Source organism: Amycolatopsis sp. WAC 04197, from assembly GCF_003947475.1.
In the GTDB taxonomy this organism is placed as follows: Bacteria; Actinomycetota; Actinomycetes; order Mycobacteriales; family Pseudonocardiaceae; genus Amycolatopsis; species Amycolatopsis japonica.
On sequence record NZ_QHJK01000013.1, the window covers coordinates 75,323 to 96,128 of the forward strand.

At 65.9% G+C, this 20,806-nt stretch carries 3 protein-coding genes and 1 pseudogene; all 4 read left to right on the forward strand.

Annotated elements, in window-relative coordinates; all coding sequences use genetic code 11:
- The first annotated feature begins 63 nt into the window (after positions 1-63).
- On the forward strand, positions 64-17,526 hold the full coding sequence (locus tag DMC64_RS37365; protein ID WP_125737385.1) for a hypothetical protein: 17,463 nt from the start codon (positions 64-66) through the stop codon (positions 17,524-17,526).
- A gap of 79 nt (positions 17,527-17,605) precedes the next feature.
- Positions 17,606-18,862 carry a 4-hydroxy-3-methylbut-2-enyl diphosphate reductase gene (locus DMC64_RS37370; protein WP_125737386.1) on the forward strand — a complete coding sequence of 419 codons (1,257 nt, stop codon included), beginning with the start codon at positions 17,606-17,608 and terminating at the stop codon, positions 18,860-18,862.
- A gap of 26 nt (positions 18,863-18,888) precedes the next feature.
- Positions 18,889-20,682, forward strand: coding sequence for a 1-deoxy-D-xylulose-5-phosphate synthase (locus DMC64_RS37375; RefSeq protein WP_125737387.1), 1,794 nt, complete (start codon positions 18,889-18,891; stop codon positions 20,680-20,682).
- Positions 20,679-20,806 (forward strand): annotated as a pseudogene (locus DMC64_RS37380) (4-hydroxy-3-methylbut-2-en-1-yl diphosphate synthase); the annotation flags it as partial. The gene DMC64_RS37375 and the pseudogene DMC64_RS37380, both read left to right, overlap by 4 nt.

Consider the following 20,806-nt stretch of genomic DNA (forward strand, 5'->3'; position numbering starts at 1 on the left):
TCGCAGGTTCGGATTCACTGCAGGCTGACGATGTCGGCTGGCCAGTGAAGGAGGTGCTGCCCCGTGGCTGAGGGGGGTGTGCATGTGCCTCCGCATCTGCGGAGGTTTCTCGAGGTCACCCTCGGCTTCTCCTGGCCCGAAAGCGACGACCAAGGCCTCACCGCTCTCTGGCTCGCGTGGGCGGACTTCGAAAAAGCCGCCCACGCCTACCACGCCGCTGCCACCACCGCCGGACACGCCACCGCCCACACCCTCACCGGCCACACCGGCGACTTCTTCAGCCACTACCTCACCGGCACCGTCGGCGACAGCCTCACCGGGCTCGCCGAAAGCGCCGCCCAACTGGCCAGCACAGCCAAAACCGCCGCCGCCGACGTCTACAAGACCAAAGTCATGTTCGTCGTCTTCGCCGCGTTCGCCCTCGCCACCATCATCGAACTCCTCACCTCGATCATCGGCGCCCTGCTCACCGGCCCCGTCATCGCCGCCGCCCGCATCAGCCTCGCCGCGATCTGGAAAGCCCTCGTCACCCGCCTCGCCACCCTCACCCGACCCCTGCTCCTGCGCGGCCTCGCCGAAGCCAGCAAACAAACCGCGAAATTCACCGCCATCGGCGTCGGCCTCATGACAGGCACCGACTTCGGCGTCCAAGCCCAGCAAATCGCCGACGGCCTCCGCGACACCTTCGACACCCGCTCCCTGGCCGCCTCCACCATCGGCGGCGCCCTCGGCGGCGCGTTCGCCGGCCTCTTCCACGCCGCGGCAGGCCTCGTCCGCACCACCGCCTTCACCCTCGAAGGCCGCATCGTCACCACCACCACCGGCACCGCCACCACAAAGATCACCGGCCCCCAAAAAGTCCTCGGCCACCTCACCTACGGCACCGGACAAGTCGGCATCGCGCTGCTCACCGCGCCCCTCATCAACACCCTCACCGGCCACCCCGGAGCCAACCCCTTCCTCGGCATCATCAGCGCCTTCAGCGCCCACGGCGGCAAACCCCACACCACACCCCACACCCACATCACCGCACCACCCACCCTCACCATCCCCACCACCGACACCAAAACCCACACACCCGACACCGCCGAACCCCACACAACACCACCCCCCTACACCACCATCACCACCGACGAAAAACCCGAACCACCAGAGAAAACACCCGCCTACACCACCAGCCCCCAGGCCGTCGGCAATCTGTTCTCCACTCCGGCGGCCTCCGCTTACCTCGCCGCACTCGTTGGCACAGGCGTCGCTCCGACCAGCACGGCAGTCACGTCCTTAGCCGCCGCGAACGCGCCTGGCCGGAACCCGATCTCATCCCCGTCACCGTCCACCGCTCCGGGCGGCACCACGGCCACGCACACCGTTGCGTCCACCTCGGCGACACCTGATGTGGCCCATGTCGCCACGACCTCCACGGCCACATCACAGAACCCGGTCCCAGCGGCTTCGGCCGGTCCGGCGAAAGAATCCGCACCCGCGCCACAAGCCGCGACGGCCGGCGTCTCCATCACTCCCCTGTCACAGGCGGCCAAGCCGAACATCACCGCAGGCCCGACCGCGTTCGCCGACCATCGAACTGGCGCGGCCGACCTCACTCGAAGCACAGAACACCACGTCGCACAACCGCGAACCGAGCGGCCCGCCATCACGAACCTCGCCCAAGCGACTTCGGCGACGACACCCCTTCCACCACGGCCGGACATCATCAGCAGGGCGAGCGCCGAACCGGTCACCGAAACCAGGCTGGCGGCCACCACCGCGGAGTTCCTCACCGCTTCCGCCGACACCCCGCCCCACCAGCACACACCGCTGGAACAGGGCGGCACACCACTCCCCGCGTCACCGAGCATCACCGCCTACTCCCCACTAGGCCAGGTCAAAGCCATTCCCCTGCCTGGCGGCGGGGGCGCCGCGTTCGTCGCGGACACCCATGCCGCCAACGTCCTGAACGCCTTCCCACAGGCCAAACCCGGCGTATTCCGCGTTGTCACCCATCTTCGAGAAGGCTATTTCCACCTACCCGGCGATCACGCCGGGACACTCCCCCACCGGCCCGCGCAACTCGCCGAAGTCCTCAAACCGCTGCTACCCCAGCTCGCCGCCCGCCGCGCCTACACCGAAATCGAGCTGTGGGCCTGCGACCTCACCCCCGCCCATCGCGACCAGCTCGCCCCGATCGTCCGCGCGGCTACCGGCGCCGAACTCACCTTCGCCCGCACTGGCAGCATGATCCACATCGCTTCGAATGGCGACATCGACACCACCCCAGCCGGCGTGGCGATTCCCGAACTACGCGCCGATACGCTCACCCTCGGCGGTAAACGCGATCGGTCGGCGAACGACTCCGAAAGCAGTGCCAAACGTCCTCGTCTTGAAGACCGTCACGGCCCCGCGATCACCGGCAGCGAACCGACAGCCGCACTTCAGTCCGCAGTCACCGAAGGACTCCTTCACCACGGCGACATGGACTCCTCGGCCATACGCGCTCACTTGAACGCGAAAGGCGTTGAAACAGGAACTTTCCAGCACGTCTCGAAGGCAGCGCGGACGGCACGAGCGGAACTCAGACAGCGCGCTGCCCTGTGGCACCCGGTTCACCAAGGGGAGAGCAGATCGGAGAGGTTCGATCTGGCGAACATCAACGCATTCACCGCGTTCCTCTACTGGCAGGCGGCAACTCGCACCGACGGCGCCGAAGCGATCGCTCTCAGCGCGCGAGCAGCCGGCTTCAAGTCCGACTACCGGACTCTTCTCAAAGACGTCGACCTGGCGATCAAAGCCGCGGAGAAAGACGGTCGCCCCATACCGATACTCGAGATCGACGATCCCGCGCACCGAGCCGGCATCCTCGCCCGGCTCGATCGGATATCGAGCACAGCCGGCAACCAGAAGACGACGAACCTGGCCCTGCTTCTGCAACACCAAAAAGTGAAGGGTGAGTTCAGCGCGGTCCGAAAGCTGGTCAGTGACCACAAGAAGGCTCGACAGGGGAACAGCGGATCTACGGCCAATGTCAGCGAACAATCCGCACACCCCCCACGCCGGCGATATCTGAACCGTTTTTTGAATGCGGACACGCGAACGGACGGCGATCCGATCGAGAAGGTCGCCTACATGGCGGCCTGGGCGGATAAAAGCGCGAACGAAGAACAGCTGGTCATCCGACTGCGCGAAGAGGGCATCACCGGCTCGACCGAGAATCTGGCCCGCATCGTCAGCAAGGCCGCGACCGAAGCGGCCAAGAACGGCGATCGGCTCGAAACGTTGCGCGCCGGCGATCCCGCGCACCGGGAGGCCATCCGAAGTCGCGTGAGCAGCATCCTTCTCGCAACGCCGACGTTGTACCCCACCGGCCTGGTGACCAGGGTGGTGCAGCACATGCGGATGCGCCACATCGTCGGGTCCCAGGAAGAGCTGTCGGCGTACGCTACCCAGCTCCAACAGATGTCCGCCGCCGAGCTGCTCGGCGACCCCTCGATCCACGTCGACTGGGATCTCCGAGCCATAGCCACTGAAGAAAAACTCGACATCACGGATCCAGCGCACCACCGGACCATCAAAGAGCTGGCGAAAAGAGTCGTCGACGACCACGGCGACCTCGACATCGACACTTTGGTAATGCAGCTGGCCCACCTGGGTATCAAGTACCATCAAAAGCTCAGCAACCTCATCGCCGACGCGAAAGAACAGGCTGAACTCGAAGGATCATCATGGGCGCCAGTCTTCCGAGGGGCGAGACCTGCCGATAATTTCAGTTTCAGCTCCCTTGGCGATCTCACGATCGCGCTTTTGCAACTGGCTGTCGATAACCCCCGTGAAACCCCGGCAGAAATAGCGATGCGCGCCGAAAGCGCCGGGCTGGGAAACCGCGGCACGCTCCTTGAGTACGCCACCAGGGCCGTGGAAGCAGCCGAGCGCCACGAACGACGTCACCCGCACCTGAACATCACCGTGAGCGAACACCGGCCACGGATCGACACCCTGATCGACACCGCGCTCTCCAGCCTGACCAGCCCCAGTTCTGAGTCTGTGATCGCCCTGCTCCGGGCGCACAACGTCCGCGGGAGAAACGAGAAGATCCGCGACGCGGTGAGAAAGAGGATCGCGGAGCTCCAGCAGGGGAGCGTGCCGACTCGCCCGCGTGACAAGGCCGGAGATCCCGTCGAGCTCTCGGTGCTTCATCCCATCCCGCTGTTCCGCGACCTGTCCCTGGAGACCGACCGGCCTCTGCTGATGAAAATCGCGTATGCCACAGCTTGGTCCGACACGGGCGCCACACCCGCGGATGTCGCGGCGAGATTGACCGCGGAAGGCGTCACCGGGGATCCCGATGGGCTGCTCGCCCTGGCCACCGCGGCCGTGGCCGAGGCCACCATGAGCGGTGACAGGCTCGCGACGTTGTCGGCCACCGACCCGGCGCAGCGAGCGGCCGTCCGAGCACGGATCGGTGGCATCCTGCGGAGCACCCCTGAACTGCACACCCTCGACGGGCTCACCGAGCTGGTCAAGCATCTGCGAATGCGGCGCATCACCGGACCGCAAGAGGCCCTCCGCACTCAGGCTCTGCAGCTGCTGCGAATACCTCACGAAACCCTGGTCGCCGACCCCACGACCAGGCCCGAGCCGGCCTTCGGCCGGATCACCCTCCACGACACCGGGCAAGCTTTGCCCCGCCTCGAAAGCGCTCTGGCCGTCCCGGCCTCCACGATGGCCGAATCCGGTTACCCGTCCCCCACACCCTCCGACGGCCGCGGCGACATACCCGGAGGGCCTGATGAAATCGGCGCTCCGGACGATGTGGCGGCCATGTTGTGGCTGCTGGCGGTCGATCGTCCTCACGACACCGCCGCACAGATCGCCCGGCTCGCCGAATCGGCGGGCTTGACCGGCCACGACGATCTGGCGCGACACGCCGAGAAAGCCATCGACGCCGCTGCGCGACACCGGCGTCGGCATCCGTTCTTGGACATCAGCGACAAGAAGGCCATCGTCTCGATCCAAAGCCTGGTCGACGCCCTGCTCATCGCCGAGCCGGACACCACCACCGTCGATTCCGTGGTCGCTTCCCTTCCCGGTTACAACGTCACGGGAGACGCCGAAAGACTCCGTAACACGGTCAGAGCCAGGAAAGCGGATCTTGCCCGCACCCGGAAGCAGAAACCCGATATATATCGAGAATTCGCCGCCGCCGCCGAAAGCCGGTTGCCCCTGCGGCCGGAGCGGCTGTTCCTGGGCCGGACCCTCGACGCCGGACGCGCCTCCGACCAGGACATGATCGCCAAGCTCGCCTATGCCGCGGCAGTACTGGACAAAGAAGCCACGATCGACGAGCTCATCGCCCGGCTCGCCCTGGAAGGAGTCACGGGGGACGCCGCGGAACTACGGCCGCTGGTCGTTCTCACCGTGGCGAAGGCCGACCCGCACCGGACCGTGTCCAGGCCCCCGCACCCCACAGCGCAGAACATCGACCCGAGCATCTACCGGACCATCGGCGCCGTCTTACTGGCAAATCCGGCACTCCGCGATCCCGGTAACACCGACCGGATGACAGAACTGCTTCAGCTGCTGCGAGACCGAGGTATCACCGACGCTGAGAGCGTTCTTCGTGAGCACGCCGAGACCATGCTCGCGATCCGCCCTGACACACCGGTTCGTGGTGCCTATTCGATCCCGGTCGCCTCGTTCGGAGAACCGGTGCGAGCGGTGCCCATACCCGGCGGGGTGGCTTTCGTCCACGACACCTATGCCCGTAACGTTCTCAATGCCTTCCGAGAGCCCACCCCCGGCACCCTGCGCGTCGTCGTACCCCGCGACCACACGACCAGCGCCGATCTCCTGCTGCCCGGTTCCGTCGACGCTCTCGTCCGACACGATTTCGCTCAACTGGCCGAAGTCATCGCCGGACTTCCCACCGCGATCGCGCCCTGGGCCGCGCTCACCAAGATCGAGCTTTACTCCTGTGATCTCAGCTTGGGCCACGGAGAGGACCTCACTCGCTTACTCCACCACCACCCCCATCTCCATCACGTGGAAGCCGTCGTCGCCCACCCCGGACGCCCCGTGTACATCCTCCCCGAGGACGGTATCCGCACCGCGGACGACGGTCAGCTGCCTTTCGGGACACTCCGGCTCGGCCCGAAGGGGCCCAAACGCCCGTCCGGCACGGCGGGTGAATCGGCCAGCACCGCCAAACGACCCCGTACCGAAGGAAGCGGCGCCACAGGCACCACGCCCGCCGACCCCGAAAAGCAGACACGGATGGTCGCGATGGCCATCGAGATGTTCCACCAGCACGGCGATGGCAGCCGTGAATACCTGGCGCCCTTCGTGCAATCCGCCGGGTTCGGCGATGTCAACATCGCCGAGGTGCGAAAGGCGGCCGCCCAAGCGCGACAAAGTATGGAGGAAAGCGGTGCACTGTGGCGTCGCCACTACGCGGGTGCCCCCCGCGCCGAGAGATTCGATTCGGCGCAGCCCAACCATTTCACCGCCTGGCTCTGGTGGCAGCTCGCCACCCGTCCTGGCGTCACCGGGACCACGTTGGTGCGAGAGGCCCGGGAAGCCGGCTTCGCCGTCCCCTACAAGCAGCTGCTCGTAGAAGTTCAGTCGGCGATCAAGGCCGCGGAGGAGCGCGGCCGCCGCGAGCCCGCGTTGGACGTGAGGACCCCTGCGCATCATGAGCTGATCTTCGCGAGGCTCGACCGTATTCTCGCCGATGGACGCGACCGTGACGTCAAGGACCTGACCACGGCTCTGGTCGAGCACAACGTACGTGGAGAGTCAAAACGGGTCAGTACTCTGGTACGTAAGCACCTGCTGACGCTAGGCGACGACCCGGCTCATCCCACGGGCGGATCCTCCCGCCGGCAGGATCCCGGACAGGACCGGACATTCCTCGGACGGCCCCTGGACGTCGGGGACCAGTCCACCCGGGACCTGCTCGAATTGGTCGTATATGCCGCGGCTTCGTCGGACAAGACCGCGACTCCCGACGAACTGGCCACGCGATTGCAGCGGGAGAACGTGGCCGGAGACCGTGAGGCGTTGGTCCGGTTGGTCCGCGACGTCGTGGCAAAGGCCGACTACCAAGGTGACCGGCTCACGCGCTTGTTCGTCGGCGATCCCGACCCCGGCCGCCAAGCCGAGCTTCGCGGCCGCGCCCTGGCGATCATGCTCGGCACAGAGAGGTTGCGGAAACCTGAGAATGTGATCGAACTGGTGAAACATCTGCGGACGCGACATGTCACCGGTTCCCAGCCGGAACTGGTGAACTTCGCCACCGACCTGCAGCAGAGCGCGGACACTCCGCCAGCCGATCACGCGACCGCGCGCGACGTCTCACTCGCCCCTCTGAATCTTCGCGAAGGTGGACCTGTTCCTTTTCGCGAAGGCGACCAGGCGGCGATCCGGGCAGCCGCCCGGAAGGTCGTCGCAGAAAACGGCGGGCTCGACACCCACAGCTTGCAAATTCCTCTGAACCGTGAGGGTGTGCGCTACGCATCCGGTTTCTCCGGAGCGATCAGCCACGCACTGCGACAGGCGAAGAGTGACGGCTCGTTGTGGCACCCTGTCCATCGCGGCCGCGAAGCACTCGAGTACCCGCACTTGGAGGGATTCACCCCGGCTGAGCCGAATGAGCTGACGGTCATGCTGTGGCTGCTGGCAGTGGACTACCCTCGCGAAACCCCGACGGAGATCGCACGACGGGCCGAGCGGACCGGTTTCGCCGGAACGAGCGAACTGTTCCTGGCCGCCGAGCAAGCTGTCGCGGCGGCGGTGCGCCATGGCCGGCGGCATCCGATCTCGGAGATAACCGATCCCGCCCATCGCCCCCGGATAGACAGCTTGATCACCGCCTTGCTCCGCACCAAAACCTCCGTCGGGGTGCTACTGAAAAAACTGCGCGAGTACAACGTCGTAGGTTGGTCGATGCAGGTGGAGCGAGCGGTGGCCGAGAGAAGGAAAGCGCTCGCCGCCGCGGAGTCACCCGTCGATGGCGAAGCGGGTGCCCCAGCCTTGCCAGTTCTCTCGATGGACGCCACGTTCGCGGGCCGGTCTCTCACAGCTGACTCGTTCGCGGACCACAAGGCGATCGGGCAACTGGCCTACGCCGCCGCCGTGGTGCACAAGGACGCCACCGTCGAAGAACTGGCCGCCCGGCTGGCCACGGAGGGGGTCACCGGCTCGCCCGACGTGGTGGCCGAACTGGTGGCCGGTGCGGTGTCCGACGCGGCACGCAATGGCGATCGGCTCGCGACCCTGTCCATTGGAGACGCCACTCACCACGGCGCCATCCGATCCCGCATAGGCGGAATTCTGCTCAGTACTTCGCACCTCCATGCCCCGGATCGGCTGACTGAACTGGTGAGCCATATGCGAATGCGGCACATCAGGGGGCCCCAGGACCAGCTGGAATCCGCCGCTCGACCGTTTCTGGAGAAATCACCGGACGCTCTGCTCGACGATCCGTCGACCCAGCCTGAAAGAACGTTCGGTCCCGTCGCGCGCAAAATCGATCACACCAGTCCCGAACACGCGGCGAGCCTCGAAGCACTGGCCCGGAAGGTCGTCGCGGAGCACGGCACTCTCGGCCACCACGCCTTGTCCTATTACTTGAGTCGCGAAGGGATGGAACGCAAGGGCGGGTATGCCAAGGCACTCACCGCCGCGGCCGGCCAAGCCAGGCAAGATGGCTCGGCTTGGCATCCTGTTTACCAAGGCGTCGAGCAACCTATAGGATCGCGTCATCGCGACGCCGTGCTGTGGCAGCTGGCCCTTGATCACCCGCAGGCCACCGCGATGGAGATCGCTCGCCGTGCTCAGAACGCAGGCTTCCTTGAGGAAGCCCTTGTTGTCGAATATGCGCGAGAAACCATTGACCTGGCGGTGGAGCTCGGGCACCGCCATCCTGTGCTGCATATCTCCAACCAGGCGCACGAGTCCAGGATCCATCAGCTCATCGACGCCCTGCTCAGCACCGAACCCGGCCTCGGCGTGGATTCTACCTGCATTCGTTTGTACGAATTCAACGTACGAGGCGTACGAAATAAGGTGCACGCGGCAGTACAGGCCAGAAGTCGGGAAATGGCGAAGAACCCACCCGACGCCGGTGCCGTCGCCGCCGCTCAGCGACTCTTGACCTTGCGGCCGGACCGGTCGTTCCGGGGTGAGACGATGGACGCCGGCAATCCGAGCCATCGAGAGCGGATTCTCGCGGTCGCCTACGCCGCGGCATGGGCCCGAAAGAACGCCACACCCGACGAGCTGGTCACCTGGCTGACCACGAACGGGGTCGCAGGAACGCCCGCGGCTCTCTCGCTGTTCGCCACCCAGGCCATCGGGGACGCCACCCGCCACGGCGACCGGCTCGTGCCGCTGTCCACCGACGTGCCCACCTACCGGCAAGCCATCCGTCAACGCACCACCGAGATCGTCGCGAACTCCCCGGAGCTACGGAACCTCGACAGGGCCACCCAGGTGACCGAGCTGGTGCGACGGATGCGGATCCGGCACATCGAAGGCCCTCAGGCACTTCTGCGGAGTCACGCCGAAGAATCCCTTGACGCGCTGATCGGCCCGTCCGTAGCGGAAATCCACCGGCGTACCGCCGAGATCGTGTTGGCGAACGAGTCACTGCGCGATCCGGAGAACCCACATCGGGTCACCGAACTGGTGGAGCAGATGCAGGCCCACCGCATCGCGGGGTCCCCGGACACCTTGCGCGCCCATGCCAAAACGATCCTCGCACTCGCGCCCGACGAGACGTTGCCCGACGCGGTCACCAGTCGCTTCGGCACCTTCGGCGTTCCTGTCGACTCCGACGGGCAGCCAGCCAGGGCGGTGCCTCTACCCGACGGCGTCGCGTTCATCACCGATACTTACGCACCCAATGTGCTCAGGGCCTTTTCGGAGCCCGTCCCTGGCATCTTCAATCTCGTCGTCCACCACCGAAACGGCATGTACGCGATCCCCGGTTTCCGGGGCGGCGCGCTCTCCCGCACCCCGGAACAACTCGTCACCACACTCGCGAAGCTTCCCACCGGACTCGCCGACTGGAGCCGCTTCCGCGAGATCCGGCTCTGGGCCTGTGATCTCGATTCGGCCCATTTGAACGTGCTCGACGGCCTCATCGCCAACCCCGCCCTACGTACGATCAACCACCTCTTTTTCACTCCCGCCTATCTCGAGAGTCGCATCTACATAACCCCTTCCGCCGAGATTCGCGCCGTCGCCACCGGCATGCCCGACCCCACCGACTTGCCCGAAAGGACGCTCGTCCTCGGCGGCAAGCGCAAACAGGAAAGGGACTCTGGGAACAGCACAAAACGCGTTCGCCCCAACCCGCTCCCCATCAGCTCCGAAAAAAGGGAATTACTCGCCTCCTCCGCGACCACGGAGTACATTCTTCGAGGCGACCTCGGCCCTGAACTAATACTCGGATACATAAGAGAAGACGGAATAACAGCACGTCAGTCAAACGCAGCCAAGAAGGTGGTCTCAGCAGCCCGGAAGACACTCAAGCAGGATGACATGCTATGGCAACCGGTTCATCGAAACAAAAGAATATCGGAGCGATTCAACCTCGCCGATATAAACTCGCTCACAGCCTTCATGTACTGGCAAGCGATCACTCAGCCAGAGAACGGTTTCGAGGCGATCGTCCGCGCCGCACGCGGCGCCGGTTTTATCGGCGTTTATTATCACATCACGATCGATGCCAAACAAGCAATCAGGGCAGCCGAGGAGGACGGCCGCCGGCTCCGCGACGACATCCGGGAACCGGTCAGCCGGCGGAGGAAGAATCCGCGCCAAGACGCCGAGACAGCAACTTCCGCCGACGAACTCGCAGCAAGTCTTCCGTCACGGCCGTTCCTCGGACGATCACTCGATGCCGACCGGCCGGGCGATCGTGGCGCGATCGAGAAGATCGCCTACGCCGCCGCTTGGTCAGACAAGACCGCAGACGCCGTCCGGCTCGCCACCCGGCTGCGAGAGGAGGGGATCGGCGGCTCGAAGGGCAATCTGACCAGTCTCGTCGACAACGCCGTCAGCGAGGCCCAGAAGAACGGCGATCGGCTCGAACCACTGAGTACCGGCGTCCCCGCTCACCGGAACGCCATCCAGGGCCGCCTGGCCAGCATTCTGCTCAACACACCGGGCCTGCACGCCTCCGGCGAGCCGAGTACGGTGGTGAAGCACATGCGGATGCGGCACATCACCGGTGACCAGGATGAATTGACGGGTTACGCCTCCCAAGCGCTGGGGACACCGATCGCCGATCTGCTCGGTGATCCCACGATCCACCTGGATTGGGAACTTCGCCCTGCTCTCATCGAGAACAAACTCGACCCTCAGAATCCCCACCACCACGATACCATCGAAGCACTGGCCCAAGATGTTGTGCACGAGTTCGGCGCTCTTCATCTGGATAGATTGGGCTCCCAGCTGATCCGAAAAGGAGTCGATACGAAGACTGGCACCCTCCCCTTTCTCACCCGAGCGAAGACTACCGCCGAATCCGAGGGCTCACTATGGGGCCCGATTTACCGTGGCAAACGGCGCAATGAGATATTTCTCGCCGAAGCACCCAACGACCTCACCGTCCTCCTGCTGCAGTTGGCTGTCGACAATCCCCAATCGGATGCGGGAAGAATAGCCTTCCTGGCCGAGGACGCCGGCTTCACCGGATACAGCATACTTTTGCCCGGCGCCTCCGAAGCGATCCGAATCGCCGAACAACACCAGCGGCGACACCCGCTCTTGAATATCTCTTCAATCGAAAAGAAAGCACAGATCAACACTATCATCGATGCTGTTGTCGCGGATAACCCCGATGAGTCCGTGGAATTCGCGACAAACAAGCTGCGCAGCTACAACCTTCAGGGTGAACAACACACCCTTCGCGAGGCGGTAATCAACCGAAAGAAAGAGCTCGCCGGTCTTGAGTCCCAAGAGACCACGCGACAGGACGATGCCGTCTCCGGCCCCTCCCGGTTTCCCGTACTGGACCCCGCCCCGTTGTTCAAAGGCCGGTCCGCGGACATCGACCGCGAGCTGATCATGAAGATCGCCTACGCCGCGGCCTGGGCGGACAAGGAGGCCACGGCGAGCCGGATCGTGGCGCGTTTGGAGGACGAAGGGATATCAGGATCTCGCGAATCGCTGACGGCTATGGCAGACTCGGCCATAGCCGAAGCGACCATGAACGGGGACCGGCTTCCCACGCTGTCCAGCACCGACCCCGGGCATCGCGAGGCTGTCCGCGCCCGCATCGGCGGTATTCTGCGGAGCACGCCCGAACTCCGTACGTCCGACAGGCTGGCTGAACTGGTCAGCCACATGCGGATGCGGCATATCACCGGCCCTTCGGAGGCTTTGCGGGCTCAAGCCCTCGTGCTGCTGCGGATCCCCATTGAGGAACTGCTCGCCGATCCGACGACCATGCCTGACGAGCCTTTCGGCGCCATCACTCTCCACAGCGGACGGGACGGCACGGGCCCGGAACCCGCACAGCCCGGGGACTCGGCACCTCCCTCGGACGACGGCGCCGCGCAAGAACTGTCCTCCCGCACCGACACCCTCGGCGAGGTGATGGCGATGCTGTGGCTGCTGTCGGTCGATCATCCTCGGGAAACCGCGGCACAGATCGCCCGGCGCGCAGAACTCGCGGGTCTCAGTTCGTCTCCGGGCCTGCTTCGGCACGCCGAGGACGTCATCGATGCCGCTGTACGGAACCAGCGCCGATATCCGTTCTTGGACGGAAGCGTGTCCGAGGATCACGCCCAGATCGCAACGCTGGTCAACGCTCTGATCGCCGACACACCCGACGCCAAGGTGCGGTCCATCCTGGCGCTCCTGCCGTCGTACAACGTGGCGGGTGATACAAAGAGCCTTCACCGTTTGGTGACGACCCGTAAATCGGATCTGGCTCGTACACGTAAGTCGAATCCGGCGGTGTATCAGGGTGTCGTCCGCGTTGCCCGGACGCGGTTGCACTCGGGTGCGCGGCAGGCGTTCTTCGGCCGGACACTGCATACCGGCCGGGCAGCCGATAGGACCACGATCGAAGAACTGGCCTTCGCCGCGGCGAGGCTCAACAGAGAAGCCGGTACCGAGGAGCTCATCGCCCGGCTTTCCTCGGAAGGGGTCACCGGCGACTCGTCGACGCTGACTGATCTGGTCGTCCGCGCGAGGACCCGGGCCGAGCATCGCGACCTGCCTACGGTTCCGGCCGTCACCCAAGTCTTGTATCAGCGTATCGGCGAGATCATGCTGGCCAACCCACGGCTACGGGATCGCGCCAACCCCGATCGATCGACCAGTCTCGTCCAGGAGATGCGAGCGCGGAACGTCGCCGGCCCACAGCACATTCTGCGTGAGCACGCCGAGACCGTGCTCGCCGTTCGTCCCGACGAGCCACTGCCCGGCACCTTTTCGGTACCTGTCGCCTCGCCCCTGGGGCCGGTGCGTGCGGTCCCCTTCCCCGGCGGCATCGCCTTCGTCAACGACGCTTACGCCCGCAACGTCCTCAACGCCTTCCCCGAACCGAAACCCGGAACCCTTTGGGTCGTCGTCAGCCGCCAGCATCGTCCCGGCGGCGCTTTCACCCTCCCCGACTTCATGACCGGCACCGACATCCGCCACGACCTCGACCAGCTCGCCGAGGTCATCGCCAGTGTCCCGTCCTCGATCGCCGGTTGGACACAGACCGGAAGGATCGAACTCCTCTCCTGCTACATCACGCCCGGAGAACAACCGCACCTCACCGGGCTCATCCGCCATCGAACCGGCCGGCACGACATCGACCTCTTTGTCAGCCACCCCGGCAAACCGGTCTTCATCACCCCTGCCGGACGGATCGGTAACGTCGACAACGGTGAACTCCCCGCCGGCACCCTCCGTCTGGGGCCCGGTCCTGGCACCCCTGAATTGCCCGCCGTCGACACCCCGCCACTCGACGTCTTGTCCTGGCGGCCGGGAGTTGATCGAACGTTCCGCGACTTCCTGGTGAACCAGGTCGTCTGGCCTCGGACGTCCCGTTTGGCCGGACTTCCCCCGGAAGTGCTGACCATGGTGCGCGAGCAGTTCCAGCTCGATCCCGCTCTCGGTTCTCACCTTGACGCTTGGGTCGAGGCCCAGTATCAGCGCCGTTCCGCGGGGGTTCGGCTACCGACGTTCGACCAGGTCGCGGCGCTGTCGGGCGACTTGGTCACCGCGCGGGGGGTCGCCGAGATCCTGGCCCGGAAAGTGGTCGACGGACACGGAAACCTCACGCCCGCCGCGGTACGGCACAAACTGGCCGACGAAGGCATCAGGCATCCGCACCTGCTGGGCCCGGCGATCACCAAGGCGCTGAACGACGCCGAAGCCGACGGCTCGGCGTGGCATCCCACCTTCCGAGGAGAGCACCGGTCAGAGAGGTTCGACGCGGACGAACCGGGGCCGGCCACGCTTCTGCTGTGGCGGCTGGCCGTCGACCATCACCGGGAGACCACGGCCGGACTGGCGCTCCGCGCCGAGCAGGCGGGTCTCGGAGGACGTGCGGCCCTCCTCGCCGACGTCGGGCTGGCCATCGATGCCGCTATCGGAGACCAGCAGAGGCCCCTGTCCGCGACCAAACCGAGCGATCTCGCACGAATCCACTCGCTGATAGACGCAATTTTGCTCACCGAACCCGGTATCAGCACTCCAGCGCTGGTGCGCCGGCTGCGTGACGACGTCCAGGGCGGACTGGACGTGTTGTTCTGGATGGTGGAGAACCGCCACGACCAGCTCGCGCGGGAGCAGGAACTCGGTCTTCCTGCCATGGACGTCGAAACCGCCCGTGCGTTGTTGTCCCCGCATCCGGTCGCGACGGTGCTGGGCCGGGTCCTCGACTCAGGCGATGCCGGCCAACGCGAAATAATCGGGCACCTCGCCTATGCCACCGCCTGGACGCACAAGACCGACACCGTCGAGCGGCTGGCAGAACGACTGCGAGAAGACGGGGTCACCGGCCCGGACAAGGAGCTGACCCGGCTGATCTCGGACGCGGTAGCCGAAGCCGACCGGCACGGCGACCGGCTCGTGCCCCTGCCCGCCGACCGTCCCGCCTTTCATCTCGCCTTGCGGGAGCGCATCGATCACCTCGTCGCCGCGGCCCCTTCGCTGCGTGACCCGCACAATCGTGCCCGGCTCACGCAGCTGGTCCGTCAGATGCGTCTCAACCACGTCACCGGGCCCCAATATCTGCTCACCGCCCACGCCCACGACGCCCTCACACGCAATGCCGCTACCCCACTCGGCTCCGATGTCGCCCATGCCGGCGTGAGCTTCTCGGCTTCGGCACGAGCGCCACAGGCCGTTACGGGCACGCACTACCAGCAGGTCATCGCCGCCGACGGCACCATCACCGCCGTCGGTTTCCTGCCCGACCACGAAGCTTCCATCCTGCACGCTGCCGCGGCCCGCCACGACCTCGCCACCCAACTCGGCCACCCCGGCGCCCGGCTCGTCTTCGCCCACCACGACCACACCGGCTACACCATCCCCCATCCCACCGACCCAGTCACCTTCTTCACCACTCTCGACACAACCCTGACCCATCTCGGCACCACCTGGAAACACCAAGACATCCTCCTCGTCACCTGCCTCCCCAACCCCACCCACACCGAACGAATCCGCTCCGCCGCACAAGAACTCGGCTATCAAGGCACCATCCACACCACCACCGGCCCCCACACCGAAATCACCGAGCACCGCGGCGCACGTCCACTCGGTTTCGGCGACACGCCCCACCCCAACGCCATCGTCCTCAACCCCACAAGCCAGACGGTCACTTTCGCCAAAGGGGCCCGTGACCTGATGGCGGGAGACTGGTTCTACGCCGATCACCCCGCCCAGCGGGTCGTCCAGCTGGGAGAATCCCTCTACGACGGCCTGCTCAACGCCCACGAGTCCGGCGGCGCGATTCCCGCCATCGAGGTCCACGGCTACGGCAACTCCCGGCGCCCGGGGCGGGCCATGGCCACCAGTGTGGCCCGCGTGGATTCGGTGGTCGTCGCGCTGTTGCTCGGCCTGAACGGCGCCCACCAGAACCGGCCCGTCGCCGACAGAATTCCCGACTTCGGTCTGATGATCCAGGCGTTCGAGAAGATCGTTCACGGCCGGGCGGGATCCCCGTTGAGCAGCGGTCGCGATCTTGAGGAACGACGCCGTGGTGTGTTCGTGCGGATACCGGCGTTCCCACTGCCCGCCGGACGGGTGCCCACGTTCACGTACCGGAACCCGTCCGGTGTGGACGTCTCCCGGCTGGGGCCCCTTCGGTTCGGCAGCCGGGATGAACCGATCAGGGTTCCCCGGGAGTTTATCGTCCCCCCGGGCCCCGCCCTGGCTTTGGAGAGCCCGACCGGGGCGATGATCTTCCCTACCTTCCTGTTCGCGATGGGAATGGGATGGGATCGGATTCGCAAGTATCAGGGAGTGATCTCGCTGTCGCTCACGGTGGATCACTATTTCGGAAAGGTGGTGCTCCGGGACGGAATAAGCCTGGCCTACCGCGATTTCGCGACCTGGGTTCACGAAATGCTGAACGGCGCGCCGGACTCCCAGCGGCTCCTGCTGCTGACCGGCCACGGTGGCGAACAACCGAGACGCACCGGAAACCAGCCGGGCGTGCCCGCGGCCTCGCTCGCCGGAATCCTGTCCTCGATCACCCACGGTCGCGTCCTCACCCCGCTCACGGGCACGATCTGGACGTACGGAGGCGAAGCGCACGCCAACAGCTGGGGACTGTTCCAGGACGGCAGGCTGCTCGGTGTCCATGAACGTCCCGGAACGGGCTACCACACCGGCACCTCGGTTCGTGACGCCGTCGCCGCCGCCGGCCTGGAATCCCCGCGGCACCCCGAGCCCGCACAGGACGTGGACCAGTCGACCTCGGCACGAGAAGAGGCGGCTGCCGCGGCAGCGGAGGCCTACATCAATCCACCGCCTCCACTGCCCAGCGCCTCCAAACCGGTGAAACTTCCCGAACAGACCATGGTCAAGTTCTCTCCGGAATCGAACAGAATCGAACTACGCTACCGCAACGAGCTAGAACGACTCTTTCGGCAGGTATACCTTCACGCCCAAGAGGCCTACGACGAGGCGGAATCCTTTCCTCAGGTGGTCATCACCAGTTTCGAAGACACCCGATCCGAAAACGCGTCGAGGTCGAAACGGCTGGGCAAGACTCGCGCGCGGGCTATCAAAGACCTGGCCGTACAATGGATGGCCAAAGAACTCGACGAGCGAGCCACACGTCGTGAATCGACATTCGATGCGGGATCCCCGGAAGAGAACAGGTCTTTTCTGGCGTCCTTCATTCGCATCGGCTCACGCCCCTACGACGGCGCACCCACCGACGAGGTCGCCATCGAACTGTTCAACCTCCGGGAAACGCCGGAAGAAGCTGCGGGCGCCTCGTCCGCGAGCACATCACGAGCCGCCCCCAGCCCCCTCTACCCGGCAGTCGAAGATCCGTCGGCCGAGCCAGGTTGACCGTTCACACCGGCGGACCGGGGTCCGCCGCGTGGAACGCGCGTTTTGGCCCCTTAGTGTCTTGTTCGAGAATCCGGAGATGACACAGCAGAGCCGGTCGGCCGTTCTGGGGCAGGCCGACACAGAGGCGACCTCAGTGGGCTTCGCGGTGCTGAGCCCGGAGTTACGTGACCGGGGCAAGGTCGTTCGCTGCGCCGCGTCCGAGCTGCTCCGTGGTTCGCTCCGCCGCGCCGGCGTTCCGATCCGGGAGCGGTCGGCGCTCGACACCGGGGACGACTCGCTGACCGTGTACCGCGAGCCCGTCAGAGGGCGCGATGATCTCGCGATCTTCGCCGGAGCGTCTGACGAACACCGTGCCACGGTCGAACGGAGCGTGGCCGAATGGAGCGCGGTCACCGCGTCGCGGCGAGTGCTGCTGGCCTCGCCGCGCTCTTTCTGCGCGGGGGTCGAAAGGGCGATCGAAATAGTCGAAAGGATCCTCGAAAGCCGGCAGAGCCCGGTCTTCGTGAGGAAGCAGATCGTCCACAACTCGCACGTCATCGACGACCTGGCGAGCCGGGGCGCGAAGTTCGTCGACGAGCTGGACGAGATACCCGACGGGGCCACGGTGGTCTTCTCCGCCCATGGTGTCTCCCCCGCCGTGCGGCAGGAAGCCGCGCGGCGTGGCCTGGAAGTGATCGACGGCAGCTGTCCCCTGGTGACGAAAGTACATTCCGAGGCGAAACGATTCGCGGCGCGGGGTGACACGATCGTCCTCATCGGCCATGCCGGGCACGAAGAGGTCGAGGGCACCATGGGTGAGGCACCCGACTCGACCGTTCTGGTCGAAACCGCGGAAGATGTCGCCGCACTCGACCTGCCCGACGCCGAGCGTGTCTCCTACCTGACCCAGACGACGCTCGGCGTGGACGAGACCGCGGAGGTCGTGAAGGCCCTGCGCACCAGGTTCCCGGCCCTTCGCGAACCTCCCACTGACGACATCTGCTACGCCACCACCAACCGGCAGAACGCGGTGAAGGCGATCATGGAGAAGTCCGACCTCGTCTTGGTCGTCGGATCGCCGAACTCGTCGAATTCCGTCCGGCTGGCCGAAACCCCACGCCGCGCGGGCACATCCTCGCACCTCATCGGAGACGCCTCGGACATCCGCCCCGAATGGCTGGCCGGCGTGCGTACCGTCGGAGTGACCTCCGGCGCCTCCACTCCCCCTGGGCCGGTGGATCAGGTCGTGGCCGCGTTGCGCGGCCTTGGCGAGGTCACCATCGAAGAACACGCCGTCGCCCACGAGACGGTCCACTTCGGGCTGCCCGTGGCCGTACGGCGGCAGACCGACTGACCGCTCATCGGAAGAGGTGAAGTCACGTGTCCCGATCTTTTCCGGGCCTCTCTGAACTCAAGGAACTCGACCACGACCGGTTGACCGGGCTGGCAGAGGAGATCAGGACTTTCCTGATCCACGAGGTGAGTCGCACAGGCGGCCATCTCGGCCCGAACCTCGGCGTCGTCGAGCTCACCCTCGCCGTGCACCGGGTGTTCGACTCACCGAGGGACAAGATCGTCTTCGACACCGGCCATCAAGCCTACGTGCACAAGATCCTCACCGGACGTGCCGTCGAATTCGGGACGCTGCGCAAAGCCGGAGGTATCGCGGGATATCCGCAGCACTCCGAGTCCGTCCACGACGTGGTGGAGAATTCCCACGCGTCGACCGCGCTGTCCTATGTGGACGGCCTGGCGAAATCCTTCCGGTTGCGCGGCGAACACGACAGGACGGCGGTCGCGGTGGTCGGCGACGGGGCGCTGACCGGTGGCCTCGCCTGGGAGGCGTTGAACAATCTCGGGGTCAGCGGTTCGCCGGTCGTCGTCGTACTGAACGACAACGGTCGTTCCTACGCGCCCACCGTCGGAGGATTCGCCGGCCATCTCGCCACCCTTCGCGGGGGTGAGAACGAGGAGAACAACCTGTTCGAGCTCATCGGCTTCGACTACCTCGGGCCGGTCGACGGGCATGACGTCGCCGAAGTGGAAGCGGCGCTGCGGCTGGCCGCCACGCGGCGCAAGCCGGTGGTCGTGCACTGCGTGACCGAGAAAGGCCACGGGTACGCACACGCGGAGAACGACGAGGCGGACCGCATGCACGCCGTCGGGGCGATCGACCCCTTGTCCGGTGTCGCGAAACCCGGTTCCGGACGAAGCTGGACAAGTCTGTTCGGTGACGTGATCGCGGAGATCGGCGCCGAGCACGAAGAAGTGGTCGTGATGACCGCCGCCATGCTGTTGCCCGTCGGGCTCGGCCGGTTCGCCCGGGAGTTCCCGGATCGGGTCCTCGATGTCGGCATCGCCGAACAGCACGCGGTGACCTCGGCCGCCGGTCTCGCCATGGGCGGGATCCACCCGGTGGTCTGCGTGTACGCGACCTTCTTCAACCGCGCGTTCGACCAGGCCTTGATGGACGTCGCGCTGCACGGACTGCCGGTGACGTTCGTCCTGGACCGCGCGGGGGTCACCGGCCCCGACGGCCCCAGCCATCACGGGATGTGGGATCTGGCCCTGCTCGGCCGCATACCCGGAATGCGTGTCGCAGCCCCGCGGGACGCCGACCAGCTATCGCTGTTGCTCCGCGAAGCGGTCGCGGTGTCCACCGGGCCGACGGCGGTGCGGTTCCCCAAGGCCGCAGCGGGCCCTCCGATCCCCGCCATGCAGCGGATGGACGGCGTCGATCTCCTGCACCGCAGCTCCGCCATGCCGTTGGACGTCCTGATCGTCGCCGCCGGGACCACCGCCTCCGCGGCCTTGGAGGCCGCCGAACTCCTGGAACTGCGGGGCCACGGGGTCACCGTCATGGATCCTCGCTGGATCCTGCCGGTCAATCCAGCGCTCGTGCACTTCGCGGCACGGCATCGTCTCGTGGTGACCGTCGAGGACGGCGTCCGCGGCGGCGGGATGGGCTCCGCGCTCAAGGAAGCCGTTTCGGACGCGGGTGTCGGAACACCGGTCATGAACCTGGGATTGCCCAAGACCTTCCTCGCGCACGGTGACCGTGGCGCCATCCTCCGCGCTTGCGGCCTCGACGGCCCGTCGATCGCCCGGGCGGCGCTGGGTGCGATCCCGTCCCTCGCCGGAGACGAACCTTCCTCCGCGAGGAGCGTTCGATGACTGTCGCTCTTGGTATGCCAGCGCTTCCTCCTCCCGTCCTCTCCGAGCGTCGCAAGACCCGACAGCTGCAGGTCGGGCCGGTGGGCGTCGGCAGCGAGCACCCGATTTCGGTGCAGTCGATGAC